The sequence below is a fragment of the Nocardiopsis sp. CNR-923 genome, from assembly GCF_001942255.1.
Lineage (GTDB): Bacteria > Actinomycetota > Actinomycetes > Streptosporangiales > Streptosporangiaceae > Nocardiopsis.
Genome location: NZ_MKKC01000066.1, coordinates 1 through 26,849 on the forward strand (window position 1 = coordinate 1; position 26,849 = coordinate 26,849).

The 26,849-nt window shown below is 71.4% G+C and carries 18 protein-coding genes, 1 tRNA gene, 2 rRNA genes and 2 pseudogenes; 16 read left to right on the plus strand and 7 right to left on the minus strand.

Features of this window, described 5'->3' with window-relative positions; translation table 11 throughout:
* Together BJF83_RS07105 and rrf are read left to right on the plus strand one after the other, a co-directional pair.
* Positions 1-86 (plus strand): 23S ribosomal RNA (locus BJF83_RS07105); the annotation flags it as partial.
* A gap of 105 nt (positions 87-191) precedes the next feature.
* Positions 192-307 (plus strand): 5S ribosomal RNA (gene rrf / locus BJF83_RS07110).
* A gap of 247 nt (positions 308-554) precedes the next feature.
* Here rrf and BJF83_RS07115 read toward each other — a convergent pair.
* From BJF83_RS07115 to BJF83_RS07125, 3 genes are read right to left on the minus strand one after another with little or no spacing between them, the layout of a single operon-like run.
* A complete protein-coding gene (locus tag BJF83_RS07115; RefSeq protein ID WP_143831821.1) occupies positions 555-1,070 on the minus strand; it encodes a methylated-DNA--[protein]-cysteine S-methyltransferase in 516 nt (171 codons plus the stop codon).
* 29 nt (positions 1,071-1,099) lie between these two features.
* The gene (locus BJF83_RS07120) at positions 1,100-2,515 is read right to left on the minus strand and encodes a DNA-3-methyladenine glycosylase 2 family protein (protein ID WP_075925671.1); all 1,416 of its coding nucleotides are present in this window, start codon (positions 2,513-2,515) and stop codon (positions 1,100-1,102) included.
* A 50-nt stretch (positions 2,516-2,565) separates the two neighbouring features.
* Positions 2,566-2,847: a hypothetical protein gene (locus tag BJF83_RS07125; protein WP_075925672.1), complete on the minus strand. Its 282-nt coding sequence runs from the start codon at positions 2,845-2,847 to the stop codon at positions 2,566-2,568.
* Positions 2,848-2,911: 64 nt separating this feature from the next.
* Here BJF83_RS07125 and BJF83_RS07130 point away from each other — a divergent pair, with 64 nt between their 5' ends.
* From BJF83_RS07130 to sucD, 3 genes are all read left to right on the plus strand, one after another.
* The gene (locus tag BJF83_RS07130) at positions 2,912-3,313 is read left to right on the plus strand and encodes a cobalamin B12-binding domain-containing protein (protein WP_075925673.1); all 402 of its coding nucleotides are present in this window, start codon (positions 2,912-2,914) and stop codon (positions 3,311-3,313) included.
* Between the two features lie 336 nt (positions 3,314-3,649).
* Entirely contained in the window at positions 3,650-4,831 is a 1,182-nt protein-coding gene (gene sucC, locus BJF83_RS07135; protein ID WP_075925674.1) for an ADP-forming succinate--CoA ligase subunit beta, read from the plus strand.
* A gap of 13 nt (positions 4,832-4,844) precedes the next feature.
* On the plus strand, positions 4,845-5,723 hold the full coding sequence (sucD, locus tag BJF83_RS07140) for a succinate--CoA ligase subunit alpha (protein ID WP_075925675.1): 879 nt from the start codon (positions 4,845-4,847) through the stop codon (positions 5,721-5,723).
* Between the two features lie 50 nt (positions 5,724-5,773).
* Here sucD and BJF83_RS07145 read toward each other — a convergent pair whose 3' ends face one another.
* The gene (locus tag BJF83_RS07145) at positions 5,774-6,289 is read right to left on the minus strand and encodes a DUF1707 domain-containing protein (protein WP_075925676.1); all 516 of its coding nucleotides are present in this window, start codon (positions 6,287-6,289) and stop codon (positions 5,774-5,776) included.
* A 424-nt stretch (positions 6,290-6,713) separates the two neighbouring features.
* Between BJF83_RS07145 and BJF83_RS07150 the strand changes: the two genes are divergently transcribed.
* Positions 6,714-8,243, plus strand: coding sequence for a DUF6350 family protein (locus BJF83_RS07150; protein WP_143831822.1), 1,530 nt, complete (start codon positions 6,714-6,716; stop codon positions 8,241-8,243).
* Between the two features lie 178 nt (positions 8,244-8,421).
* On the opposite strand, the pseudogene mfd reads toward BJF83_RS07150, so the two are convergent.
* Positions 8,422-12,014 (minus strand): annotated as a pseudogene (gene mfd, locus BJF83_RS07155) (transcription-repair coupling factor).
* A gap of 293 nt (positions 12,015-12,307) precedes the next feature.
* Here mfd and cysC point away from each other — a divergent pair.
* Together cysC and BJF83_RS07165 are read left to right on the plus strand one after the other, a co-directional pair.
* Positions 12,308-13,891 (plus strand): annotated as a pseudogene (cysC, locus tag BJF83_RS07160) (adenylyl-sulfate kinase).
* Between the two features lie 9 nt (positions 13,892-13,900).
* The gene (locus tag BJF83_RS07165; RefSeq protein WP_075925678.1) at positions 13,901-14,677 is read left to right on the plus strand and encodes a MazG family protein; all 777 of its coding nucleotides are present in this window, start codon (positions 13,901-13,903) and stop codon (positions 14,675-14,677) included.
* Between the two features lie 109 nt (positions 14,678-14,786).
* Here BJF83_RS07165 and BJF83_RS07170 read toward each other — a convergent pair whose 3' ends face one another.
* Positions 14,787-16,238, minus strand: a complete 1,452-nt coding sequence (locus BJF83_RS07170) for an FtsW/RodA/SpoVE family cell cycle protein (protein ID WP_075925679.1) — start codon at positions 16,236-16,238, stop codon at positions 14,787-14,789.
* 283 nt (positions 16,239-16,521) lie between these two features.
* On the opposite strand from BJF83_RS07170, the gene eno reads away from it, so the two are divergent.
* From eno to BJF83_RS07200, 6 genes are all read left to right on the plus strand, one after another.
* Positions 16,522-17,805 (plus strand): phosphopyruvate hydratase, encoded by a 1,284-nt coding sequence (gene eno, locus BJF83_RS07175; protein ID WP_075925718.1) that lies wholly within the window; start codon positions 16,522-16,524, stop codon positions 17,803-17,805.
* A gap of 141 nt (positions 17,806-17,946) precedes the next feature.
* Positions 17,947-18,318, plus strand: coding sequence for a septum formation initiator family protein (locus tag BJF83_RS07180; protein WP_075925680.1), 372 nt, complete (start codon positions 17,947-17,949; stop codon positions 18,316-18,318).
* Between the two features lie 50 nt (positions 18,319-18,368).
* The gene (locus tag BJF83_RS07185) at positions 18,369-18,977 is read left to right on the plus strand and encodes a DUF501 domain-containing protein (RefSeq protein ID WP_075925719.1); all 609 of its coding nucleotides are present in this window, start codon (positions 18,369-18,371) and stop codon (positions 18,975-18,977) included.
* On the plus strand, positions 18,974-19,951 hold the full coding sequence (locus BJF83_RS07190; RefSeq protein ID WP_075925681.1) for a Ppx/GppA phosphatase family protein: 978 nt from the start codon (positions 18,974-18,976) through the stop codon (positions 19,949-19,951). Before BJF83_RS07185 ends, BJF83_RS07190 begins: the two co-directional genes overlap by 4 nt.
* Positions 19,952-20,291: 340 nt before the next feature.
* Positions 20,292-21,671, plus strand: a complete 1,380-nt coding sequence (locus tag BJF83_RS07195; protein ID WP_075925682.1) for an NAD(P)/FAD-dependent oxidoreductase — start codon at positions 20,292-20,294, stop codon at positions 21,669-21,671.
* A 115-nt stretch (positions 21,672-21,786) separates the two neighbouring features.
* Positions 21,787-21,860 (plus strand) — tRNA-Leu (locus tag BJF83_RS07200).
* 177 nt (positions 21,861-22,037) lie between these two features.
* On the opposite strand, the gene BJF83_RS07205 is transcribed toward BJF83_RS07200, so the two are convergent.
* Complete coding sequence (locus BJF83_RS07205) at positions 22,038-23,750, minus strand: helix-turn-helix domain-containing protein (protein ID WP_394329307.1); 1,713 nt, start codon at positions 23,748-23,750, stop codon at positions 22,038-22,040.
* A gap of 306 nt (positions 23,751-24,056) precedes the next feature.
* Here BJF83_RS07205 and pruA point away from each other — a divergent pair, with 306 nt between their 5' ends.
* Together pruA and BJF83_RS07215 are read left to right on the plus strand one after the other, a co-directional pair.
* Positions 24,057-25,682, plus strand: coding sequence for an L-glutamate gamma-semialdehyde dehydrogenase (gene pruA / locus BJF83_RS07210; protein WP_075925683.1), 1,626 nt, complete (start codon positions 24,057-24,059; stop codon positions 25,680-25,682).
* 158 nt (positions 25,683-25,840) lie between these two features.
* Positions 25,841-26,767, plus strand: coding sequence for a proline dehydrogenase family protein (locus tag BJF83_RS07215; protein ID WP_075925684.1), 927 nt, complete (start codon positions 25,841-25,843; stop codon positions 26,765-26,767).
* The last annotated feature ends 82 nt before the right edge of the window (positions 26,768-26,849 follow it).

The following is a 26,849-nucleotide window of genomic DNA, read 5'->3' on the forward strand; positions in this document are numbered from 1 at the left end:
TATAGACGATGGGGTTGATAGGCCGGGTGTGGAAGCCTTGTGAGGGGTGGAGCTGACCGGTACTAATAGGTCGAGGGCTTGTCCGCTGCAGATTATTGGATGTTCGCGCATACTTGTTCACACGGTTTTTGCTGCTGTGGCTTCTTTGCCTTCGTTGTGGGGGTGGGGGGTTGTGGTGGTGGTGTGGTTTCCGTGGTGGTTATGGCGGGGGGGTTACACTCGGTTACATTCCGAACCCGGTCGTTAAGTTCCTTTGCGCTGATGGTACTGCCCTGTGGTGGGGTGGGAGAGTAGGTCGCTGCCACGGTTTTTTGTTGGGGAGGGGGTCGTCCTTGGGGGCGGCCCCTTTTCTTTTTTTGTGTGTTGGGGGTGCCGGGGTGGGCGCCCCCTTTTTTGTTGTGTGGGTGGGTTGTGAGCGTGCTGGTGTGGGGGGTGGGTGGGGTCCCCCTGTTTTCTATGTAATCGTGGGTGTGGGGCGGTGCGCTACCCCGTGTGGGTGGGTTGTGGATAACGGGTGGCTCGGAAGGGGACCTCCCCTCCCGAGCCGGTGCCCGCTACGACTCCAGGGCGAGCAGGAACCTCTTGCGTTCCAGGCCGCCCGCGTAGCCCGTGAGCGAACCGTCGGCTCCGATCACCCGGTGGCACGGCACGATGATGCTGATCGGGTTGCGTCCGTTGGCCATGCCGACCGCCCGGGAGGCGGTGGGCCGGCCCAGCTCCCGCGCCAACTGGCCGTAGGAGGCGGTCTCGCCGTACGGGATCGTGGTCAGCGCTGCCCACACCCGCAGCTGCCAGTCCGTACCGGCCGGGGCCAGCGGGAGGTCGAACTCCCGGAGCTCGCCCGCGAAGTAGGCCCGCAGTTGGGCGATCGCGTCCTGGAAGGCGAACTGGTCCCTGTCCCAGTTCTCGGGGACGGTCTTCGTCCGGGTCCACACCCCGCTGAGGGAGTCAGCGTCGCCGAAGAGCGTCAGCTCACCGACGGGCGAGTCCATCGTGGCGAAGCGGGTGGGCCCCGTGGTCGTCCGGAATTCCTGCCGCGGCAGTCGTGGCGGCTCCTTCGGGTGCGACATCTCCACGTTCAGAGGCAGCGCTGGCTGGTTCACGTCGTATCCGTTCTCGCCCACAGGAGGTGCGTGGCGTAGGACCGCCACGGGCTCCATTGTTCCGGTGTGATCTGCTCGCTGCGCAACGCCTGTCGTACCCCCAGGTCGCCGTCGAGGAAGACGTCGGGGTCGCCCAGGCCGCGCATACGGATGTAGCTCGCGGTCCACGGGCCGATGCCGCGGAGCGCGAGGAGGTCCTTCTCGGTCCGTTCCCGGTCGCAGCCGGGACCGAGGTCGACGTCGCCGCCGGCGATCGCCGCGCAGAGGCCGACCAGGGCCCGTCCCCGGGAGACGGGCATCGACAGGTCGGTCGGGTCGGCCGCGGCCAGGGCCGCCGGCGCCGGGAAGAGGTGGGTGAGGCCGCCTCCCGAGTTCTCCAGACCCTCGGGCAACGGCTGGCCGAAACGTTCGACGAGCCGACCGGCCAACGTGCGGGCGGCCCGCACGGAGACCTGCTGCCCGAGCACCGCCCGGACGGCCAGTTCGGCCGCGTCCACGTGGCCGGGGGAGCGGATGCCCGGGTGCGCGGTCACCGAGGGGCCCAGGACGGGATCGCCGCGCAACGCTTCGGACACCGCTCTGGGGTCGGCGTCCAGATCCAGCAGCCACCGGCACCGGCGGACCGCGGACATCAGATCACCGGGGTCCGACAGCCGGAGCCTACACACGACGTACCGGTTCCCGGCGGAGAGTTCGACGACACCCGGTCCGCGCGGGAGGGACAGCGTGCGGCGGTACGCGCCGTCGCGGAACTCCTCGACGCCGGGCACCGCGCGGTCGCCCAGGAAGCCCAGCATCCGGTCGAGGTCGATCGGTTCCCGGTAGGGCAGCCGTAGCGTGAGAGATCCCTCCGGCGCGGGACCGCCCCCGCGCATCTGCGTCGGGGTCCGGTCGAAGACCGCGCGCATCGTCTCGTTGAACTGCCGGATACTGGCGAAGCCCGAAGCGAAGGCCACGTCCGCGAGCGGCATGTCCGTCGTCTCCACCAGGACTCGCGCGGTCTGCGCGCGTTCGCTCCGGGCCAGAGCCAGGGCGCCCGCACCCAGTTCGGCGGTCAGCAGCCGGTTGAGCTGTCGTTCGCTGTACCCGACGGCGAAGGCGAGGGCGCTCACTCCGCCCCGGTCCACGGCGCCGTCCTGGATGAGCCGCATCGCACGGCCGACGACGTCGGCGCGCAGGTTCCACTCGGGGGAACCGGGCGTCCGGTCGGGGCGGCAGCGTTTGCAGGCGCGGTATCCGGACTCCTGTGCGGCGGCGGCCGTCGGGAAGAAGCTCGTGTTCTCTCGCTTGGGCGTCACCGCCGGGCAGCTGGGTCGGCAGTAGATGCCGGTCGTGCGCACCGCGGTGTAGAACACGCCGTCGAAACGGGCGTCGCGGCTGTGCACCGCGCGGTAACGCTGGTCGTCGTCCATGGGTCCATGGTGACCGATGCTTCAGACCCCCGGCTGGCGGTTTTCGGACATCAGTCTTCCCGCGTCCTGAGGTACTCCACGTAGACCGGGCGCAGGGCCTCCTGCACCTTCGGGTCGCTCTCCACGGACAGAGCCTCGTACAGGAAGCCGGACGCCTGGGCGACGCTGGCGTCGCTGGCCTCCATGTTGCCCGCGACGGCCTCGGCCGCCGGGATCAGTCTCAGCAAGCGCCAGAAGAAGCGCACGTCCCAGCGCTCACGCGCGAGCTCCACGGCACGCTCCCTCAGGTCCTCGGTGCTGAGCCCTTCGAAGTTCTCTCCGTTCTCTGCCATGCCCGGAAGATACCCCCGCGCGTGGCGGCCATCCCTGGGTTACGCTTCTCCCGGGGGGTGTGTCATGACCAGGGTCGTCGTCGCCAAGCCCGGTCTGGACGGGCATGATCGCGGGGTGAAGATCGTCGCCCGGGTACTGCGCGACGCCGGGATCGAGGTCATCTACACCGGGTTGCGGCAGACCCCCGAGATGATCGTCGCCACCGCACTCCAGGAGGATGCCGACGCCATCGGCCTTTCCGTGCTCTCCGGCGCCCACATGACCATCTTCGCCCGCGTCATGGAGTTGCTGCGGGAGAACGACGCCACCGACATCCGGGTCTTCGGGGGCGGCATCATCCCCGACGCGGACATCGAGGAGCTGGAGCGCATGGGGGTCGCCAGGATCTTCACCCCCGGTGCGCCGACGGCGGAGATCGCCGACTGGGTGAGGGAGAACGTGCGTCCGGCGACCGCCCGCGGGTGATGTTCATCGCATCCTCCAAGGGGTGAATGCGCCCGCGATGGTGTGATTGTTCGTGTCTCTCATCACACGAATTCCCATCAGAGGTGCCTCACGGGCCCGTATGAGCGCTGATCGGGCCGGAACGGCCCTGGACAACACGCCCCCGGTGTCCGGCGGTCAGATCTCGGGCGACTAAGCTTTGCGCATGTCGGGGGTGGCGATACCCGGCGTCTTCTGTAGCAACCCAGCCCCTGAGGCTGCGCGTCGTGTGACACATGATCAGTGGGTCGCAGCCGATCCGGACGAGGCCACCCCGGCAGACACACTTGAGCCAGCGAGTTACAAGGACGGACCCTCGTGGACCTGTTCGAATACCAGGCGAAGCAACTCTTCGCAGAGTACGGGGTTCCCGTACCCCAGGGGAAGGTGGCGAGCACGGCCGCCGAGGCACGTGCCATCGCTGAGGAGTTCGCCGCCGCGGGCAAGCCTCGCGTCGTCGTCAAGGCGCAGGTCAAGACCGGCGGCCGCGGCAAGGCCGGCGGCGTGAAGGTCGCCGAGGGGCCCGAGGACGCCCAGGCCAAGGCCGAGCAGATCCTCGGAATGGACATCAAGGGCCACACGGTCCACCGCGTCCTGGTCGAGGAGGCCTCCGACATCGCGGAGGAGTACTACTTCTCCTTCCTCCTGGACCGCGCGAACCGCACCTTCCTGTCGATCTGCTCCGCTGAGGGAGGCGTGGAGATCGAGGAGGTCGCGGTCTCCAATCCCGACGCGGTCGCCAAGATCGCCATCGACCCGCTGACCGGCGCACCCGCCGACGTCGCCGCGGAGATCGTCAAGGCGGGCAAGCTCCCGGGGGCCGCGGCCGAGGGCGCGGCCGAGGTCATCACCAAGCTGTGGGACGCCTTCCTCGGCAAGGACGCCACCCTCGTCGAGGTCAACCCGCTCATCCTGACCAAGGACGGCCGTGTCGTCGCCCTCGACGGCAAGGTGACCCTGGACGAGAACGCCGAGTTCCGCCAGGACCTGGAGAGCCTCACCTTCCCGGAGGAGGGCGACCCGCTGGAGGTCGCCGCCAAGGAGAAGGGCCTCAACTACGTCAAGCTCGACGGCGAGGTCGGCATCATCGGCAACGGCGCGGGTCTGGTCATGTCCACCCTGGACGTGGTCGCCTACGCGGGCGAGGCGCACGGCGGCGTCAAGCCCGCGAACTTCCTCGACATCGGCGGCGGGGCGTCCGCCGAGGTCATGGCCAACGGGCTGGAGATCATCCTCGGCGACCCCGCGGTCAAGAGCGTGTTCGTCAACGTGTTCGGCGGCATCACCGCCTGCGACGCGGTCGCCAACGGCATCGTCCAGGCGCTGGAGCTCCTGGAGAGCCACGGCAGGGACGTCTCCAAGCCGCTGGTCGTCCGCCTGGACGGGAACAACGCCGGGCTGGGTCGCGAGATCCTCACCACGCGTGCCCACCCGGCCGTGCGACAGGTCGACACGATGGACGGCGCCGCCGCTCAGGCCGCCGAGCTCGCGGCGAAGTAGGGGAACGGACACCATGGCTATCTTCCTGAACAAGGACAGCAAGGTGCTGGTCCAGGGCATGACCGGCTCTGAGGGCACCAAGCACACCCGCCGCATGCTGGCGTCGGGCACCAACATCGTCGGCGGCGTCAACCCCCGCAAGGCCGGGCAGAGCGTGGACTTCGACGGCTCCGCCGTCCCGGTCTTCGGCTCCGTGGCCGAGGGCATGGAGGCCACCGGCGCGGACGTCACCGTCATCTTCGTCCCGCCGAAGTTCTGCAAGGGCGCGGTTGTCGAGGCGATCGACGCCGGCATCGGTCTGGCCGTCGTCATCACCGAGGGCATCCCGGTGCACGACACCGCCGCCTTCTGGGCGCACGCGCGCGCCAAGGGCAACAAGACGCGGATCATCGGCCCGAACTGCCCGGGTCTGATCACGCCGGGTCAGTCCAACGCGGGCATCATCCCGGCCGACATCACCAAGCCGGGCCGGATCGGGTTGGTGTCCAAGTCCGGGACGCTGACTTACCAGATGATGTACGAGCTGCGCGACATCGGTTTCTCCTCGGCCGTGGGCATCGGTGGCGACCCGATCATCGGAACCACGCACATTGACGCGCTGGCCGCGTTCGAGGCCGACCCCGACACCGACGTGATCGTGATGATCGGTGAGATCGGCGGCGACGCCGAGGAGCGTGCCGCCGACTTCATCAAGGAGAACGTGACCAAGCCGGTCGTCGGCTACGTGGCCGGGTTCACCGCACCCGAGGGCAAGACCATGGGTCACGCGGGCGCGATCGTGTCGGGCTCCTCCGGCACCGCCGCCGCCAAGAAGGAGGCCCTGGAGGCCGTCGGCGTCAAGGTCGGCAAGACCCCCAGCGAGACCGCCAAGCTGGTGCGCGAGCTGTTCTAGGACACCGCGCCGTCACGGCCCCGTCCCCCGCTCGGGGACGGGGCCGTTCCTCATGCGCCCTCGATCTGGTCGCGCCCGCCTCCGAGTTCGCGGCGGGTCCGTCGCGCGCGCAGCTCAAGCGTGGTGGCCACGGCCAGGCCGGGGACGACGACGAGCGCGAAGAAGGACAGCCAGGTGATGATGGCAACCTGGTTCCCGCTGATGATCGCTGGCAGCCCCCACATCACGAAGAGGAACGCGCCCCAGATGGGCGGACCCGCGACTCGCCCGGCCCTGCCCCCGCTCCCGTCCTTGGCCGCGGCGGCGACCTTCGGCTGCGGTTCGGCGGGCACCAGGTCGGCGGGGGGCTCCTCAGGGTGTGTGAGCGTCGTGGGACGCAGGCGAGGAGGAAGGTCGTCGAAGAGCTGCGCCAGGTCGGCGTTGGTGACCGCGTTCAGAGCCGCGGTGGAGCGGGACTCGTGCTCGTCGAGGCCCAGCCGCCCCTCCGAGAGTGCCGTCCGCAGCCGTTCCAGGGCCTCGTCGCGTTCGTCGTCGGACAGTCGGTAGCCGTGGTCAGGGCCGGTCATGGTGTTCCTTCGGGGTGAGTGAGGGGGTCGTCCGTGCGGTCTGTCACATGCCGCCTCCTCCACCGCCGTCACCGTCGCGTCCGGCGCCCGACCACCCGTCGGTGACGAGTTCCGCGGCCGCGACGAGCACGGGGACCCCCCGTTCCTGTGCTTCCTGCCGGAGCTGGGATCGGGCACGGGGAGCCTCCGGGGAGGGTGAGTCTGGCCTCTCTCCCTAAGACGCCCGTCCAGCGTGTTCGGTTCCGGTTCGCCCACGACACGCGCGGCCGGGATGCCCCGGAGCATTCCGGTGCCTGGCAGCATAAGTCGGGTGAGTACGCCAGGATCTCCCCCTGACCGCGGTCGGAAACGGCCGAGCGGCACGTCGACCGACCCGCCCGGGGAACCCTCCCACGGGCCTCGGCCGCTCTACCCGACCGGCGGGATCGCCGCCGCCACCGCGGCGGGCAGCGGCCTCGCGGTCATCGTCACGCTCACCATCGTCGGCTGGGTGGCCGCGCCGCACGCGCCGTTCGGCGAGGAGATCGTCGAACTCCTCCAGGGGGCCGTGCTCGCCTGGCTCGTGAGTCATCACGTGTCCTTCACCATCCAGGACGGCCAGTTCGGGCTGCTGCCGATCGGGTTGGTGCTCATCCCGGCCCTGCTCCTGTACCGGTCGGGTCGGTGGCTGGCGCGCAGCTGCGAGATCGGTCGGCTGAGGCACGTTCACCTGGCCGCGCTGGCGATCGCCGGACCCTACGCGGCGATCGCGGGCACGCTCGCGCTGCTGGCGCGCACGGACACGGTGGAGCCCAGTATGCCGCGCGCGCTGGTGATGGGGTTCGTCATCGCGTTCCTGTCCGGGGGGCTCGGAGCACTGCGCCAGATGATGCGCGAACGGGGGGTGGCGGTGCGCGCCCTGTTGGGGCTCATGCCGGGGCGTGCACGCTCCCTCCTGGTGGGGATGGGCGCAGCCACCGGTTCCCTGCTGCTGGGCGGTCTGCTGCTGTTCCTGGCGGCGCTCGCCGCCAACCTGCCCGAGGCGGTCGAGGCGACCCGGGCACTCGCCCCGGGGGTGGTCGGCGGGACGCTGCTCCTGCTCGTCCAGTTCGCCTATCTGCCCAACGCGGTGGTGTTCGCCGTCTGCTACGCGCTCGGGCCGGGGTTCACGGTGGGCGCGGCGACGGTCGTGGCGCCGACCGGTGTCTCCGTGGGCGCGTTGCCGATGTTCCCGATGTTGGCGGCCGTCCCCGCCGACGGCGCCGCGCCCGTGGTGTCGCTGGCGGCGCTGGGCGTGCCGTTCGCGGCGGGCGCGGTCGGCGGTGTGCTGACCCAGCGCAGCGCCCCGGACGTGGTCAGCGAGGCGGCGCCGCTGTGGGGGTTCGTGTGCGGTGTCACCACGGGGATGGTCTGCGCCGCGCTGGGCGAGCTGGCGGGCGGTTCCCTGGGGTCGGAGCGGCTGACCGACATCGGGCCCTCCTCGTGGCAGGTGGGGCTGATCGCGGCTCTGGAGGTCGGGGTGGCTGCGGCGATCGCGGCCTGGATCGCCAACTGGTGGTACACGCGTCGGATGCGCCTGGCGGTCGCGGCGGCGGCCGAGGCCCCGGAGAAGGCGAGGGGCCACGAGGCCGAGCCGGAGCCGCCCGAGCCGGTGCCCGTCGGCGAGGGGCTGGCGACGGTGACGCCGCTGCACCCCCCCGAGGACGAGGAGGACGAGCCCGCCGGGCGGGAGCCGTCCGAGGCGGAGCGCTTCGCCGAACGGCAACGCGTCCGGGAACGGGCCAGGCAGGCGAGGCTGGCCGAGCGCGCCGCACGTCGGGAGGCCCGCGCCGAGCTGCGCGCCCAGCGCGCTGGGGAACGGCGTGCCCGCACGGCGGAGAAGCGCCGCGGACGCCGCCGACGCCGCGACGAGGAGTCCGAGGAGTTGTTCGGGATCAGCTACGAGGCCTCGCCCGAGGAGGTCGACGCCCCCTGACCGCCGGGGCGGGGAACCGGGGGCGCGCGCCCCGCCAGGGGGGTGACCCCGCACCCGGGGGGACAGCGCGGTGGACCATTCCGCCCCACGGCGTCCCCCGACCGGTCCGCCCCGCCGCGCACAGCCCCTGGGCACGCGACCGGGCCCCCGCCGCGTGACGGGGGCCCGGTACGGCGGTTCAGCTTCTGGCGGCGGTCTTCTTCACGGGTTCGAAGATCGCGTTGACCAGTTCCGTGCACCACGCGAGCAGTTCCAGGTCGCGTAGCGGCTTGCCGCCGATCCCGCTCGCCTTGGGCACCGGCACGAGCAGTGTGCTGGTCGCCTCCTTGCGCACGGACTTGGGGTACATCCGGCGCAGTCGCAGTTCCTGCGACTCGCGCAGCTCCACCGGTGCGAAGCGGATCTGGTTGCCCTGGAGGACCACGTCGGACAGGCCCGCGGACTTGGCCAGCACCCGGAACCGCGCCACCGCCATGAGGTTGTCCACCGGCTCGGGCGGGGTGCCGTACCGGTCGGTGAGCTCCTCGTAGGCGGCGAGGACGTCCTCCTCGCAGGTGACGCTGGCGATGCGCTTGTAGGACTGCAGGCGCAGCCGCTCGCCCGGCACGTAGTCGTGCGGGATGTGCGCGTTGATGGGCAGCTCGACGCGGGTCTCGACCTCCTCGGTCGCGTCCGGGTCGCCCTTGAGCTCGGCGACGGCCTCGCCGACCATGCGCACGTACAGGTCGAAGCCGACCCCGGCGATGGTCCCCGACTGCTCGGCGCCCAGGATGTTGCCCGCGCCGCGGATCTCCAGGTCCTTCATCGCCACGTACATGCCCGCGCCGGTTTCGGTGTGCTGCGCGACCGTGGCGAGCCGCTCGTAGGCGGTCTCGGTGAGCGGTTTCTCCGGCGGGTAGAGGAAGTAGGCGTAGGCGCGCTCACGGCCCCGGCCGACCCGGCCGCGCAGCTGGTGCAGTTGCGACAGGCCGTAGGTGTCGGCGCGGTCGATGATGAGTGTGTTGGCGTTGGGCACGTCCAGGCCGGACTCGACGATGGTGGTGGAGATGAGTACGTCGAAGTTCTTCTCCCAGAAGTCGACCATCACCTTCTCCAGTTGCTGCTCGTTCATCTGGCCGTGCGCATAGGCCACGCGGGCCTCGGGCACCAGACGCTGGATGGAGGCGGCGACCTTGTCGATGGAGGCCACCCGGTTGTGCACGAAGAACACCTGTCCCTCGCGCATGAGCTCGCGGCGGATGGCCGCGGTGATCTGCTTGTCCTCGTAGGGTCCGACGAAGGTGAGCACCGGGTGCCGCTCCTCCGGCGGCGTGAGGATGGTGGTCATCTCCCGGATGCCGGTGAGCCCCATCTCCAGAGTGCGCGGGATCGGGGTGGCCGACATGGCGAGCACGTCGACCTGGGTGCGCAGCCTCTTCAGCGACTCCTTGTGCTCGACGCCGAAGCGCTGCTCCTCGTCGATGATGACCAGACCCAGGTCCTTGAACCGGGTCTCGGCGGACAACAGCCGGTGCGTGCCGATGACCACGTCGACCTCGCCGCTGCGCAGCCCCTCGCGGGTCAGCTCCACTTCGGCGTCGGTCTGGAACCGCGACATCGGCTTGACCGTGACCGGGAAGGACGCGTACCGCTCGGTGAACGTGGACAGGTGCTGCTGGACCAGCAGGGTGGTCGGCACCAGCAGGGCGACCTGTTTGCCGTCCTGCACGGCCTTGAAGGCGGCGCGCACGGCGACCTCGGTCTTGCCGTAGCCGACGTCGCCGCAGATCAGCCGGTCCATCGGGACCGAGCGGCCCATGTCCTTCTTGACCTCGTCGATCGCGGCGAGCTGGTCGGGCGTCTCGACGTAGGGGAACGCGTCCTCCAGCTCCCGCTGCCACGGGGTGTCGGGGCCGAACGCGTGGCCGGGAGAGGCCTGCCGGGCGGAGTACAGCCGGATGAGGTCGCCGGCGATCTCGCGCACCACCTTGCGGGCCCGGCTCTTGGCCTTGCTCCACTCGGCGCCGCCCATCTTGGACAGCGTCGGCGCCTCGCCGCCGACGTACCGGGTGACCTCGCCCAGCTGCTCGGTGGGCACGAAAAGACGGTCGCCGGGTTGGCCGCGTTTGGACGGCGCGTACTCGATGAGCAGATAGTCGCGTGTGGCGCCCTGCACCTGGCGGCTGACCATCTCCAGGTAGCGGCCCACGCCGTGCTGCTCGTGCACGACGTAGTCGCCGGGCTTGAGCTGGAGCGGGTCGACCGTGCCGCGCCGCCGACTGGGCATCCTGCGCATGTCGCGGGTGGAGGACTTCTGTCCGACCAGGTCGGTCTCGGTGAGCACGACGGTGCGCACGACCTGAGCAGGAACCCGTGGTCGACCAAGCCCGTCGTCACGGTGGCCACGGCGGACGCGGGAGGTTCGGCGAGGTCGGCGGCCAGGGTGGCGCCCAGTCCCGCGTCGCGCAGCATGGCCACGAGCCGTTCGGCGGGGCCGTGGCCCTGGGTGACCATGACGACGCTCCAGTCGTCGTGCAGCCAGCCCTTGACGTCGGCCAGGGCGCGTTCGGTGTCGCCCCGGTAGGACTCGGCGGGCACGGCGCCCACGACGACGGCGTGGTCCTCCTCGGCGGCGCCCTGGTCGCCTGCGCCGAACGGGGTCAGCCCCCACCAGGGCAGGCCCCGTTCGGCGGCGGCGGCGCGCAGGTCGGCGATGGACATGTACGCGGAGTCGCCGAGGTCGATGGGGGCCTCACCGCCGGAGGCGGCGTTGATCCAGGAGGCGTCGAGGAACTCGGCGCTGGTGGCCTCCAGCTCGACGGCGCGGGTGCGGATGCGCTCGGGGTCGCAGCCGACGACGAGCGCGCCCTCGGGCAGGTAGGAGAAGAACGGCTCCATGCGGTCGGCGAGCACGGGAGCGAGCGCCTCCATGCCCTCGACCGTGACGCCGTCGGCGATCTTGGTGAGGATCTCGGCGAGGGAGGGGTGTTCGGCGGCCAGGGCGCGGGCGCGTCCGCGCACGGTGTCGGTGAGCAGGAGCTCGCGGCAGGGCGGCGCGAACAGGCCGGAGGCGGCGTCGGCGCCGGGGGCGCCTGCCTCGGGCGGTTGGATGGAGCGCTGGTCGGCGACCTGGAAGTAGCGGATGTCCTCGACGGTGTCTCCCCAGAACTCCAGCCGAAGCGGGTGCTCCTCGGTGGGTGGGAAGACGTCCAGGATGCCGCCGCGCACGGCCATGTCACCGCGCTTCTCGACCAGGTCGACACGGGCGTAGCCGGTCATGGCCAGGGCGTCGACCACCTCCTCCAGGGGCGCTTCGTCGCCGGGTCGGATCCGCACCGGCTCCAGGTCGCCCAGACCGCCCACGAGTGGTTGCAGGACGCTGCGCACCGGCGCCACGACCACCCGCAGCGGGGCGGTGAGGGGGTCGGCGGGGTCGGGGTGAGCGAGTCGGCGCAGCACGGCCAGACGCTGGCCGACGGTGTCGGAGCGGGGTGAGAGACGTTCGTGCGGCAGGGTCTCCCACGCGGGGAAGTGCGCGACCGTGTCGGCGGGCAGCAGGGAGCGGAGGGCGTCGGTGAGGTCGGTGGCCTCCCGCTCGGTGGCGGTGATGGCCAGGACCGGTCGTCCGGCGCCGACGGGGGCGTCCGCGGCCAGCGCGCCCACCATGAAGGGGCGCAGCGCCGCGGGGGCGATGAGGTCGGTGTGGGGATCGCAGCCGCCGCGGGCGGCCTCGATCGCGCTGTGCAGTGCCGGGTCCTTGCAGACGTCGGCGAGAAGTCCAATGAGGCTCATAGCACCAAGAGATGGGAGTGGTCCGGATCAGGCGGTGGTCGCGGCCTGCACGGTGGAGGGCGGCAGTGTCGTCAACGGCCGCCCGGTACCTCTCAGCCTAGCGACTCCTCCGGCTGCGCGAGGTCGGCTGTGGAGGCGGCCACGGGCGCGCGCCCGTGCCCGCGCCTCAGGGCCGTGGGACGGCCCACAGCGAGTGAAACCAGCTCTGAACTGGTCGTATTCCGGATCGGGCGGATCTGAGCGGAGTCCGGGTCAGGGCGGGCATACGCTGGGTGCGTCGCGGACCACGACAGATGGGGGAGCGTGCGGTGAGTGCCAACGGGCGGGGACGCACACCGGTCGGGAACGCCGGTCGGCCGGAGGCGCGGGTGGTGACCCTGGCCCAGGACGAGCTCGCGCACCTGGAGTTGATCCTCAACGGCGCGTGCCCGCTGCCCGGCTTCATGACCAGGGAGCAGGTCGCGTCGGTCGAGCGGGTGGGGCGGCTGCCCGACGGCGGCGGCTGGCCGGTTCCGGTCACCCTGGCCGTCCCCGGGCACCTCGCCGACGAGGACCGGTTGGTCCTGGCCGACCCCGAGGGTTTCCCGCTGGCGGAATTGGCGGTCACCGAGCGCTGGTCGGCGACCGCGGGGACGGGCGTGCGGCCCTTCGCCACGTGGCCGGTGAGGTGTCCCTGACCAATCCGCCCATGGGCGGCGTCCTGCGGAAGCTGCGGGTGCCCCCGGCCGAGGTGCGCCGTCAGCGTGAACTCGGCCCCTGCCATCCGCTCTTGGCCGTGGTCACCGACCGTCCCCTGCACCACCGGGCGCTGCACCAGATCCGTGCCCGGGCCAAGCGCTCGGCCACGCCGACCTGTTGGTGATCGTGGACGCCCCGCTGGAGGACGAGGGACTGGCCCCGGCCGTGCTCGCGGCGGGGCCCCTGCTGCCCGCGCGCACGCGGTTCGTCGTGTGCACGTTGCCGCGCGCGGCCGCCCGTTCCGAGGGGGTGTTCGGCGGCCGGTGGGGTGCGCGCGACGTGGCGCTGGCCGCGCACGTGGCCGCCGCCTACGGCGCACGCACATGATGGTGGAGGCGGGTCCGGCGGGCGCGGACGTCGAGGGCGCCGCGGCTCTGGAGCCGCCGGTGGCGTTGGTGCCGCCGGAGCCGTGGTGCTACGACACGGCCGGGGCGATGTGGCGGCCCCGGGTGAACGTGGCCGAGGAGGCGCGCCGCGTCGAGCCGAGCGACGCGGAGGTGGCCGCGGAGCTGGCGCACGGCCGTGAGCTGCCGTCCTGGTTCACCCCGGCCCGGGTGGGCGCGGAGTTGGCCCGGTTGCGTCCGGCGCGGACCCGGCGCGGGCTGACGCTTCTGTTCACCGGGTTGTCGGGCTCGGGCAAGTCGACGATCGCGCAGCGGGTGCGCGAGGGCGTCACCCGGGCGGGGAGGACGGTGACGCTGCTGGACGGCGACGTCGTGCGGCTGATGCTGTCCAAGGGGCTGACCTTCTCGCGGGAGGACCGGGAGATGAACGTCCGCCGCATCGGCTACGTGGCCTCCGAGATCACCCGGCACGGCGGGGTCGTGGTGTGCGCGCCGATCGCCCCCTACGCCCGGAGCCGCGCCGAGGTGCGGGCCATGGTGGAGGAGTTCGGCGACTTCTTCCTCGTCCACGTGGCGACGCCGCTGGAGGTGTGCGAGGCCCGGGACCGCAAGGGGCTGTACGCCAGGGCTCGGGCGGGGGAGATCCCCGAGTTCACCGGGATCTCCGACCCCTACGAGGAGCCGACCGACGCCGACATGGTCATCGACACCGCGGGCGAGGGCCCGCACGAGTCCGCGGCCAGGGTGCTGGCCGCGCTGCGCGAGGGCGGCTGGCTGCCGGAGAAGGAGCTGTAGGAGACGGTGATGAGCGAGACCGCCGGCCACGACGGCCCCCCGCCCCCCGGACACCGGTTGCGGCGCCTGGTCGAGGTGATGGCCACGCTGCGCCGGGAGTGCCCCTGGGACCGGGGCCAGACCCACGAGTCGCTGGCCAAGTACCTGATCCAGGAGGCCTACGAGACGTTGGAGGCCATCGAGGAGGGCGATCCGTCCCTGCTGCCCGAGGAGCTGGGGGACGTGCTGCTCCAGGTGGTCTTCCACGCGGCGATCGCGGCCGAGCGCCCGCAGGGCGACCCGGCGCGGTTCACCGTGGACGACGTCGCCGACGCGATCATCGACAAGATGACCCGCCGCCACCCGCACGTGTTCGGCGGGGTGGAGGTGTCCGGCGCCGACGAGGTCAAGAGCAACTGGGAGGCGATCAAGGCCGCCGAGCGGCGGGAGAAGGCCAGGGCGAGGGGGCACGACGGCGAGGGGTCGGTGCTGGACGGCGTGCCCTTCGCCCAGCCCGCCGTGTTGCTGGCGGAGGAGTTGCAGCGAAGGGCGGTGCGCAACGGCGTTCCGGCGGACCTGGTCGCCGACGACGGCGGCGCGGGCGGCGAGCTGTTCGCGGCGGTGGCCGCCGAGCGGGAGCGGGGCCGTGACGCCGAGGGCGACCTGCGGGCGGCGGCGCGTCGGTTCGACGCTCGTGTGCGGGCCGCGGAGAAGCTGGCCAGAGCGGACGGCAGCGACCCCAGGGAGCTGTCAGGGGACGAGTGGCGGCGCTACTGGGACCGTGCCGGGGAGGACCGCGGGGTGTAGGGGCGTCCCGACGAGGACGTCGGCGCCGCGGTCCCGTTGGTGGAGCGTGGGCGCGCGCACGTCGCGCACCGCACCCGGGGTGGGCCGACGTCCCCGGGCCGGCGGTGGCTCACCCCTCGTGCCGGCGGGGCCGGGCACGGCGCAGGTCGATGACCTCCGTGGCGGCGTCGCCGGGCGCGTGGCCCGCGGTGAAGGTCTCCTGGGGGCGGCGCGCCCGTTCGCTGATGACCAGCCACAGGCCGACGATCACCCAGTTGGCCATCAGCGCCGACCCGCCCGCGGACAGGAACGGCGTGGTCATGCCGGTGAGCGGGATGACCAGGGTGGCGCCGCCCAGGACGATGAAGACGTTGAAGGCCAGGAGGAACGCGTACCCCAGCGCGGTGAGTTTGAGGAAGACGTCGCGGCAGCCCAGCGCGATCCGGAAGCCCCGTTCGGCGAGCAGGAACAGCAGCGCCAGAACGGCCAGGAGGCCGGTCAGCCCCAGCTTCTCGCCGATCGAGACCAGGATGAGGTCGCTGTCGGCGGCGAAGACCTCCTGCGCGAACCCCCCGTCGAAGCCGGTGCCGAGCACGCCTCCGTTGGCCAGCGCGAACATGCCCTCGACCACCTGGAAGCTGCCGCCCGGTCGCCCGTAGACGTCGGGGTCGAAGGCGTTCAGCCAGATCTCCACGCGGTTGCGCACGTGCCCGAACAGCAGGTAGGCGACGTAGGCCCCGGCGGCGAAGGCGACGAGGCCGATGGCCACCCACGACTTGCGCGAGGTCGCGGCGTACAGGACGGCCAGGAAGGTGCCGAACAGCAGAAGCGACGTGCCCAGGTCGCGGGTGCCCACCAGCAGCAGGATCGCCATGCCCCAACCGACCGCCATGGGGGCCAGGTCCCGGGCGCGGGGGACGCTGAACACCTTGGTCCGGCCCACCCTGACCGTGCGCGTGACCAGGGACATGACCTCGCGCCGCCGCCCCAGGTAGGAGGCGAGGAAGATGACCAGCAGGACTTTGGCGAACTCCGACGGCTGCATGGTGAACGGGCCGATCCCGATCCACCGGCGCGCCCCCAGCACCTCGATCCCCAGGGGCGAGAGCGGCAGCAGGAGCAGCAGCAGCGCCGCCACGGCGATGACGTAGGTGTACATGGTGAGGCGGCGTGGCTGGCGCACCAGAACGATCGTGGCCCCGCACAGGAGCATGCCCACGACCGTCCACATGAGCTGTCGGTCGGCGTCGCCGTGGGCGGGCTCGGCCTCGGCCATCTGGAGGGCCCAGATCATGGTGAGGCCGAGCGCGTTGAGGACCGTGGCCAGCGGCAGGATCACGGGGTCGGCGTAGGGGGCGAGGAACCGGAGCAGGACGTGCAGCGCGACCGCGCCCGCGCTGACCACGACGGCGGCGACGATGACGGAGGGTTCGACCCCGGAGGTCAGCGAGAGCGACGCGGTGACCAGGCCGGCCGCGCCGGTCACCAGGGCCGGGACGAGCAGGCGCAGTTCCGCCGATCTCTGGCGGACGGGCGGCAGCGCCCGGTGGGAGTCGTTCGTCTCGCTGCGAGGGTTGTCCATGTCGTCGTGCCGTCTCGCCGTCCACGTGAGGGGAGCGGCGCCCGCGGGGAGCGGCCGCGCCCGGCCCGAGAGGGGAGGTTCGCCGTTCCCGCAACTATAGGCGCGGTGTTGTCGGATGTCCGTAAGGCGTGCCGGAGCGTCCGCTGCTTCGCGCGGCGGCCCTCCGACCGCGAGGGTCTAGACCATTGCGCCCGGGTGGGCGAGCGACGCCGGTCAGGGGGTCGCTACCCTCGTGTCGGGTCCAGAACCAGTGGTCCGACCAACCAAGATACGGAGAGTGACCGTGGCGTCCATCGAGTCAGTCCAGGCGCGGGAGATCCTCGATTCCCGGGGCAACCCGACAGTCGAGGTCGAGGTCCTGCTCGACGACGGCACCTTCGCGCGCGCGGGTGTCCCCAGCGGCGCCTCCACCGGGCAGTTCGAGGCCGTCGAGCTGCGTGACGGCGGCGAGCGGTACGGCGGCAAGGGCGTGGAGAAGGCCGTCCGCGCCGTCAACGACGAGGTCACCGGCGCGCTGCTGGGCAGCGACGCCGACGAGCAGCGCCTCATCGACCGTGCGCTCATCGACCTGGACGGCACGCCCGACAAGTCGCGGATCGGCGCCAACGCCATCCTCGGCGTCTCGCTGGCCGTGGCCAAGGCCGCCGCCGACGAGGCCGGGCTGCCGCTGTTCCGCTACATCGGCGGGCCGAACGCGCACGTGCTGCCCGTGCCGATGATGAACATCCTCAACGGCGGCGCCCACGCCGACAGCAACGTCGACATCCAGGAGTTCATGATCGCGCCGATCGGCGCGGCCACCTTCTCCGAGGCCGTGCGCTGGGGCGCGGAGGTCTACCACTCCCTCAAGTCGGTCCTCAAGTCCCACGGCCTGGGCACCGGTGTGGGCGACGAGGGCGGCTTCGCCCCGAACCTGGACAGCAACCGCGCCGCACTCGACCTCATCGTCGAGGCGATCACGAAGGCCGGCTACACCCCCGGCGAGGACATCGCCCTGGCCCTGGACGTGGCCGCCACCGAGCTGTACGCCGACGGCGTGTACACCTTCGAGGGCAAGCCGCGCACGTCCGAGGAGATGGCCGCCTACTACGCCGAACTGGTCGCCGACTACCCGCTCGTCTCGATCGAGGACCCGCTCGACGAGGAGGACTGGGAGGGCTGGAAGCGCCTCACCGCCGCGCTGGGCGGCAAGGTGCAGCTGGTCGGCGACGACCTGTTCGTCACCAACCCCGAGCGGATCAAGCGCGGCATCGACGCCGACACCGCCAACTCGCTGCTCGTGAAGGTCAACCAGATCGGCACGCTCACCGAGACCCTGGACGCGGTCAGCCTCGCCCAGCGCAGCGGCTACACGGCGATGATCAGCCACCGCTCCGGTGAGACCGAGGACACCACCATCGCCGACATCGCCGTGGCCACCAACGCCGGCCAGATCAAGACCGGAGCCCCGGCCCGCAGCGAGCGCGTCGCGAAGTACAACCAGCTGCTGCGGATCGAGGAGGAGCTCGACGACGCCGCCGTGTACGCGGGCGTGTCGGCCTTCCCGAGGTTCGCCGACCGCGGCTAGTCTGCCCCAGTGTCCCGCGAATCCAAACAGCCGCCCCCAAAGACGACGAAGGCCACCAGAGCCGACGGGTCGGATCGCCGGGGTGCTCGGAGCGCGGGGACGCCGAGGCCGAGCGGGGGCCGCACCCGCCGGGTGCGGCCCATGCTCACCAGCCGCGCGGCCATCCTGGCCCTGGTCGTGTGCGTGATCGCGCTCAGCCTGGCCTACCCCCTGCGCGAGTACGTCCTGCAGCGCTCGCAGATCGCGCAGCTCCAGGACGAGCGCGCCCGCATGGAGGAGGACGTGCACGCCCTCCAACGGCGGGAGGAGGAGCTCACGCGGGACGGGTACGTGGAGGACGAGGCGCGCACCCGCCTCCACTACCAGTACCCCGACGAGATCACCTACATCGTCATCAGCCGCGAGGACGAGGACGAGGACGGCCCCGCGTCGCCGCCGTCGGAGCCGTGGTTCGAGACGCTGTGGCGCTCGGTCGTGGAGGCGGACGGCCCGGAGCCGGACGCGGGTACCTGACCGACGGGCCGGAGTCGCGGATCGCCCAGTGCCATAGGCTGGAGTCCGTCATGACTTGCGCAGATCGGCCCGCTCCCGGGCACCACGAGAACGCCCCGAGCGAGGGTGAGGACCGGCCGCCGCAGGGCCCGGTCGCGGCGCGCGACGTCGCCGCCGTCGAACGCCAACTGGGCCGCACGCCGCGAGGGGTGCGCGCGGTCGCCCACCGGTGCCCGTGCGGTCTGCCCGATGTGGTCCGCACCGCGCCGCGTCTGGAGAGCGGTGAACCGTTCCCGACGCTGTACTACCTGACCTGCCCGCGCGCGGCCTCCGCCATCGGTCGGCTGGAGAACGAGGGTCGCATGCGCGCGATGCAGGAACGCCTGGGCGAGGACCCCGAGCTCCAGGCGGCCTACACCAGGGCGCACGAGTCCTACCTGGCCCAGCGCGACGAGCAGGCGCGGCTCGACGGGGTGGAGCCGCTGCCCGCGGGGATGCAGAGCACCGGGGGTATGCCGACCCGGGTCAAGTGCCTGCACGCGCTGGTCGCCCACGAGCTGGCGGAGCCGGGGGGCAACCCGTTCGGGGCCGAGACGCTGAAGGAGCTCCCGGACTGGTGGGACCGGGGGCCGTGTGTGTGCGTGGACGAGGACGGGCCCGAGGAAGGGAACAGGTCATGAGCGGTGTCGCGGCCATCGACTGCGGAACCAACTCGATCCGGCTGCTGGTGGCCGAGGTCGTGCACGTGGACGGCGACGAGGTCCAGGTGGTCGACGTCGACCGGCGGATGGAGATCGTCCGTCTGGGTGAGGGCGTCGACCAGACGGGGGCGTTCGCGCCCCAGGCCCTGGAGCGCACCTTCGACGCGCTGCGCGGCTACGCGGAGGCGATCCGTGCGTACGGCATCGAGTTGGGTCCGGACACGGTCCGCATGGTGGCGACCAGTGCGACCCGGGACGCGAGCAACCGCCAGGTGTTCGTCGACGGGGTGAAGGAGATCATCGGGGTCGAACCCGAGGTGGTCACCGGGCTGGACGAGGCGGAGCTGTCCTTCGTGGGAGCCACAGCCGAGTTCGAGGCCGAGGCGGAGGACGACGGGTTCACGCCGCCGTTCCTGGTGGTCGACATCGGCGGCGGGTCCACCGAGTTCGTCCTCGGCGGCGAGGGCGGCCCGGACGGCGAGCTGGTGCGGGCGTCGCTGTCGGTGGACGTCGGGTGCGTGCGGATGACCGAGCGGCACCTGCGCGACGACCCGCCGACCGCCGAACAGGTCGCGGCGGCCACGGCGGACATCGACGCCGCGCTCGACGAGGTGGAGAAGGTCGTTCCGCTGCGGGAGGCCGGTTCGGTGGTGTGCGTGGCCGGGACCGCGACCACGGTCGCGGGGATCGCCCTCGGCCTGCCCGAGTACGACTCCGAACGGATCCACCACACGCGGGTGGACGTCGCCGACCTGGGGCGCATCACGGACGAACTCCTGCGTTCCCATCACGCCGAGCGGGCGCGGATCGGTGTCATGCACCCCGGCAGGGTGGACGTGATCGGTGCGGGCGCGCTGGTGCTGTCCCGGGTCCTGGCGCGCACGGGCGCGGACTGCTTCACGGCGAGTGAGCACGACATCCTGGACGGGGTCGCCTGGAGTCTGGTCGTGTAGGCGGTGCCCGAACGGGCACGGGGGGAGGGGAGCGCGAATCCCCTGACCTGCTCGTCCGGGTGAGACGTGTCACCCGGGCTGGCCTTGTGAAAGCATTCACAACTCTTCTGACCTGCGCAGACGTCACGGACGTGGGTGGGAAAGTGTTGGGAAGGTGAACGGCTGTGAACCTTCTCTGCCGGTACGTGCTTGTGAAAGAATGCACAAGCAACGGGGTCGTCACGCGCCGAAGGTCTCCGCCAGGGCCTGAACGGGCGTCTCGACGGGGCGACCGAGCACCGTGACATTCTTCTTCGCCCTGGGCAAGGGCGCCACAGAACACCGTTAGGGCGGATATGCGATGACCGAGAGCAGGAACTACCGACTGGTACACGGCGGAGGGGACGAGGCGGAGATCCCGCACGTGCTCATCGTCGGCGGCGGTTACCTCGGGATGTACACCGCGAGGCGGCTGGAGAGGAAGCTCGGTCCCGGTGAGGCCCGCATCACCGTCATCGACCCGAACTCCTACATGACCTACCAGCCGTTCCTGCCCGAGACCGCGGCCGGCAACATCTCCCCGCGCCACGTGGTGGTGCCCCTGCGCAAGGTCTTCGACCGGGTCCGCGTCCTCGGCGGCCGGGTCGTGCGCATCGACCACGCCGAGCGCACCGTCCGCTACGAGCCCAACGTGGGTGAGCCCGAGACCCTGCGCTACGACCAGATCGTGCTGGCCGCCGGCGCGGTCTCGCGCACGCTACCCATCCCGGGCCTGGCCGAGTGGGGCATCGGCATCAAGACCGTCGAGGAGGCCACCTACCTCCGCAACCACGTCCTCAACCAGCTCGCCATCGCCGACTCCACCGACGACGCCGAAGTCCGCGCCAAGGCGCTCCGCTTCGTCTTCGTCGGCGGCGGTTTCGCCGGGGCCGAGGCCATCGCCGAGTTGGAGGACCTGGTCCGCGACGCGGTCCGGATGTACAGCTCGATCGGCCTGGATGACGTCCAGTTCTACCTCATCGAGGCGGCCGACAAGATCCTGCCCGAGGTCGGCCCCGAGGTCGGCACCAAGGCGCTCAACCAGCTGCGCCAGCGCGGCATCGACGTCCGGCTCAAGACCTTCCTGGAGTCGGCCACCGACCAGCGCGTCAAGCTCAGCGACGGCACCGAGTTCGACGCGGGCACCCTGGTGTGGACGGCGGGCGTCAAGCCCAGCCCGGTCGTCGAGGCCAGCGACCTGCCGCTCGGCCCCAAGGGCCACGTCGACACCAGCGAGCACCTCACCGTCAACGGTGTGGAGAACGCCTTCGCCGGCGGTGACAACGCCCAGGTGCCCGACGGCAACGGCGGCTACTACCCGCCCAACGCCCAGAACGCTGTCCGCCAGGCCCCCGTGCTCGCCGACAACGTCGTCGCCACCCTGCGCGGCGGCAAGCTCAAGGCCTACCGCCACAGGAACCTCGGCGCCGTCGCCGGGCTCGGCCTGCACAAGGGTGCGGCCCAGCTGTTCGGGAAGATCAAGCTCAACGGCCGCCTCGCCTGGTACGCGCACCGCGCCTACCACCTGTACGCCGTTCCGACCTTCAACCGCAAGATGCGGGTGCTGGCCGACTGGACGCTCGCCTTCCTGCTGCGCCGCGACTTCGCCGCGCTGCCGGAGATGATCGAGCCGCGGCACGCCTTCGAGGAGGCCAGCGCGCCGCAGATCGTCCAGGACGGTCACCTGCGCCGCGTCAGCTGACCCGCGGGCACGCGCACGGAACGGCCGGTTTCCCAGGGGAAGCCGGCCGTTTCGTGTCCCCATCCGGCCAAGCCGAGTCAAAGTGGGCAATCACCCCGGCCGGTATGATGGGCTCGCCCTCGTAGCCCAATGGAAGAGGCAGGCCCCCTAAAAGGGTCACAAGTGTCGGTTCGAGTCCGACCGGGGGTACTGTGCTCACCCGGCCTCGCGGGCTCGGCGCGCCGCTCGGGACGTGGAGAACGGGGTTCTTCGTCGTCGCCTTCGCCTGGCTCGTTCCTCGCTGGCGGCTCGGCTTCTCCTGTAGATCCCCGTACGCCCTCTCGCTGTGCTCACCCGGCCTCGCGGGCTCGGCACGGGCCGCGGCGGTCAGCGGGTCGGCCCGTGGTGCTCCATCAGCAACTGGAGCTGAGTGAAGAGCCGCTCGCCCGGGTCGCCCAGGTCGATGCCGCTCACCGTGGCGGCCCGCCGTACCCGGTACCGCAGGGTGTTCGGGTGGATGTGCAGCCGCGCCGCCGCAGCACGCGCGTCCCCGAACGCCTCCAGGTAGGCCAGCAGCGAGGTCACCAGGTCGGCGCCGCCCGAGCGGTCGTGCTCGATCAGGCGGCTCACCCGGGGATCGCGCAGCGACGGGTCCTCCCGCAGATGGGCCAGGGTCTCACTGATCAACACCCGCGAACGCACGTCGGAGATGGTGGCGACCTCCCAGTCAAGGCCCCGGTCCAGGTCGCGACCCATCGCGTCCAGCACCCGGTCCGCCTCCGCACGGGAGTCGGGGACCTCGCCCAACCGCTCCACCAACGATCCCACGGCCGCCTGCACCTCCAGGTCCAGGGCCGCGCGCGCCGCCGCCACGGTCTTGCGGGTCAGCGCGAGCACCGACTGCTCCACGCCTCGCCACCCTTCACGGCCCCGCACGAGATCGGGTAGGAGCACGTACACCCGTCCGCCCAGCTCGGTCACCAGCGCGCTGCGCCGGTAGGCGGCGGTGTGCACTGACACCAGGTCGATGAGCTGGCGGCGCCGCAGTTCGCGTTCGGGCCGGTCAGGCGGCCCGGGCCGTTCTGGGCGCTCCTCGCCGTGCGCCTCCGCGTCGGCGGTCGGCGCCGACTGCTGGGTGAGGGAGAACGCCACGACCAGCGCCCCGCGGTCGGCGTGCACCTTCACCGTGTCGGCCAGCGCGCTCGCGTCGATTCGCCCCTCCAACAGGCTCGACAGCAGATCCTCCCGCAGGCGCAGCCCCGCGCTGGCCTGGGTCCGCTGCCGGATCATGTGCAGCGCGGTCGTGCGCGCCGCGCCCAGCAGCGCCTCCTCGGCGTGCTCGGCCAGCGGCTCCGACCCCTCCTGCACCCAGATCGAGCCCAACGGCTGGCGACCCGCGTGGATGCCCACCGCCAAGCGTCGGCGGATGCCCAGGTCGGGGCGTTCGTCGATGCGCACGACCTCCTCGCCCGAGCGTAGCTTGGTGAACACCCCCCACTCCCGCAACAGCGCCAGGTAGGGCTCCGGGCCCCGGCGGCCCAGGACGGACAGGCGGCGCAGTTCGTCCACCTCGGAACCGGACGAGTAGGCCAGCACCCGGCTCGCCGAGTCCTCGATGGCCACCAGCCCGTTGGTCAACCGCGCGATCGTCTGCGCCATGGAGAACAGGTCGCCGGAGGTCTCGCCCGGGTCCTCGGAGTGGGAGGGCCGGGCGTCGTCGACGATGTTCTGGCACACCGACTGCAACTGGTCCCAGCGCACCTCGGGACGTACCGCGAGCAGCGCGATTCCGGCGTCCTCGGCCTCCGCGCGCAGGGCGGCCAACTCGTCCTTGACCCCGGAGCGGTAGGGGCGGGGCCCCCGTGAGCCCGCGGGCGGCGGCAGCACCTCCTCGGGCGGGGCGTGGCGGCTCGTCTTGACCGCCACCGCCGTCGCGCCCCGTTCGGCGAGCGCCCGTACGAGCCTGCGGGCGGCGCCTCCGCGGGCGCCGATCAGCAGCACGAGGTCCCCCGACCGGGCCTCGGCGCGGTCCTCCGGATCGAGGATGACGACGTTGTCCACCTGGACATCCAACCCGGCGGGGGCCGCCGCGACGTCCATCACCGGATCGCCCACGACGAGGAGGAGCCTCCGCAAGGGGATCCCCGACGCCCCCGCCTCACCCTCACCAGGATGACCAGGTATGACGTCGTGTCGCGCCACGGGCAGGCGAAGGTCGTCGTCTCCGGGGCGGATCGGTCCGGAATATGGGGCGTCTGTGTTCATATGACCCCCATTTTGTCCCATTGGACAAACAAGCCGGGCAAAGAGTGGCCTGTCCCACAAGGTTCCCATACGTTGGTTCTGAGAGCGTTGAATCAGATCAACCCTGTGCGGAACAGGGACAGACTTCCCAGGGAGGTGCCCATGGACGCCGTGACCAACGTCCCGCTGCCGAAGAACGAACCCGTTCTGTCGTACGCGCCCGGCAGCGCTGAGCGCGCCGAGCTCGTCGCCGAACTCGACGCACTCGGTCGGGAGGGCATCGACCTGCCGATGTACATCGCCGGTGAGCGCCGCATGGGTGGCGGCGAGCGCATCGACGCCGTGCAGCCGCACCGCCACGCCGCCGTCCTGGGCACCATGGGCAACGCCACCCACGACGACGCCCGCGACGCGATCGCCGCCGCCAAGGCCGCGGCCCCGGCCTGGCGCGCGATGTCCTTCGACGACCGCGCCGCCATCATCCTGCGCGCCGCCGAACTGCTCTCCGGCCGGTGGCGCGCCACGATCAACGCCGCGACCATGCTCGGCCAGTCCAAGACGGTGCAGCAGGCGGAGATCGACTCGGCCTGCGAGCTCATCGACTTCTGGCGCTTCAACGTCTCCTACGCGCGGCAGCTCATCGAGCAGCAGCCGCTGAGCGTCCCCGGCGTGTGGAACCGCATGGAGCAGCGACCGCTGGAGGGCTTCGTCTACGCGATCACGCCCTTCAACTTCACCGCCATCGCGGGCAACCTGCCCACGGCCCCGGCCCTCATGGGCAACGTGGTCGTGTGGAAGCCGTCCCCGACGCAGCAGTTCGCCGCAGAGTTCACGATGCGCCTGCTGGAGGAGGCCGGTCTTCCCCCGGGCGTCATCAACATGGTGACCGGCGACGGCCTGGCCGTCTCCGACGTCGCCCTGAACGACCCGGACCTGGCCGGTGTGCACTTCACCGGTTCGACCCGCACCTTCCAGCACCTGTGGAAGACCGTCGGCGAGAACATCTCCGACTACAGGAGTTACCCGCGCATCGTCGGCGAGACCGGCGGCAAGGACTTCATCGTCGCGCACTCCTCCGCCGACCCCGAGGTCCTGCGCACCGCGATCGTCCGCGGCGCCTTCGAGTACCAGGGCCAGAAGTGCTCGGCCGCCTCGCGCGCGTTCGTCGCCCGCTCGGTGTGGGAGAAGGTCCGCGACGATCTCGTCGCCGAGACCGAGGCGATCAGCATGGGCGACGTCACCGACCTGTCGAACTTCGTCGGCGCCGTCATCGACCGCCGCGCCTTCGACAAGCTCGCCAAGGTCCTGGAGGACGCCAAGTCCGACCCGACCCTGTCGATCATCGCGGGCGGCACCGCCGACGACTCGGTCGGCTACTTCGTCCGTCCGACCGTGATCGAGGGCTCCGACCCCTCCCACGACGTGTTCCGCACCGAGTACTTCGGCCCGATCGTCGCCGTCCACGTCTATGAGGACGAGAAGTTCGACGAGATCCTCGACGTCGTCGACCAGGGTTCGGCCTACGCTCTGACCGGCGCCGTCCTGGCCAAGGACCGTGCCGCGATCGCCAGGGCCACCGAGGCGCTGCGCTTCACCGCGGGCAACTTCTACGTGAACGACCGGCCGACCGGCTCCATCGTGGGCCAGCAGCCGTTCGGCGGCGGCCGCGCCTCCGGTACCAACGACAAGGCCGGTTCGGCGCAGAACCTGTCGCGCTGGGTCAGTCCGCGCGCCATCAAGGAGACCTTCGTCGCCCCGACGACCTCCTCCTACCCGCACATGGACTAGTCGGGTCCGCCCGCACGGTCAGCACGGTCCGCGCGCCGCCGCTCCGGCGCGCGGGGCGGGCCACCCCCCGAGGAGTTCACCGGTGGGCCGGTCATCTCCGGCAGTCACCGCAGTCCGCGCCAGCCGACCGGCTCGCGCACGTCATCTTCGAGGTCTCCATGCTTCGCACGTCCCTGCTGCTCGCCGCCAGGTCCAAGACCTGTCGCACGATCGTCGAGCGCACTCCCGTCACCCGGGGCCTGGTCTCCCGGTTCGTCGCGGGCTCCTCCCTCGACGAGGCCCTGCCCACCGTCGCCGACCTGGCCGCCGACCGGTACGTCACGCTCGACTTCCTGGGCGAGGACACCACCGACCTGGCGCAGGCCAGCGCCACGGTGACCGCCTACGAGGACTTGCTGGCAGCCCTGGGCGAGGCCGGTCTGGGCGGGCGCGCCGAGGTGTCGGTCAAACTGTCGGCGGTCGGTCAGTTCCTCGACCAGGACGGCGAGAAGATCGCGTTGGACAACGCCCGGCGAATCGCCGGGGCCGCGGCGGCGATCGGCACCACGGTGACGCTGGACATGGAGGACCACACCACCACCGACTCCACGCTGGGAATCCTGCGTGAGCTGCGTGAGGACTTCCCGAGCGTCGGCGCGGTCCTGCAGGCCTACCTGCACCGCACCGAGGCCGACTGCCGCGACCTGAGCGGCGCCGGTTCGCGCGTGCGTCTGTGCAAGGGCGCCTACGACGAGCCCGCCTCGGTCGCCTACCGGGACAAGGCCGAGGTCGACAAGGCCTACGTGCGGGCGCTGCGCATCCTCATGGAGGGCGACGGCTACCCGATGGTCGCCTCGCACGATCCGCGCATGGTGGCCATCGCCGGTGAGCTGGCCAAGGCCAACGGCCGCACGGCGGACCAGTACGAGTACCAGATGCTCTACGGCATCCGCGACGCCGAGCAGGTCCGACTGGCGGCCGAGGGCCGGCGGATGCGCGTGTACGTCCCCTACGGCGACGAGTGGTACGGCTACTACATGCGCCGCCTCGCCGAGCGCCCGGCCAACGTGCTGTTCCTGGCGCGTTCGGTGATCACCCGGAACTGATCCGGCCGACGCCGCCGTGGCCGGTGTTCCCACGCGGGGGCGCCGGCCCCGCGTCGTGCCGTCGCGCTGCCGGGGCTCCGAC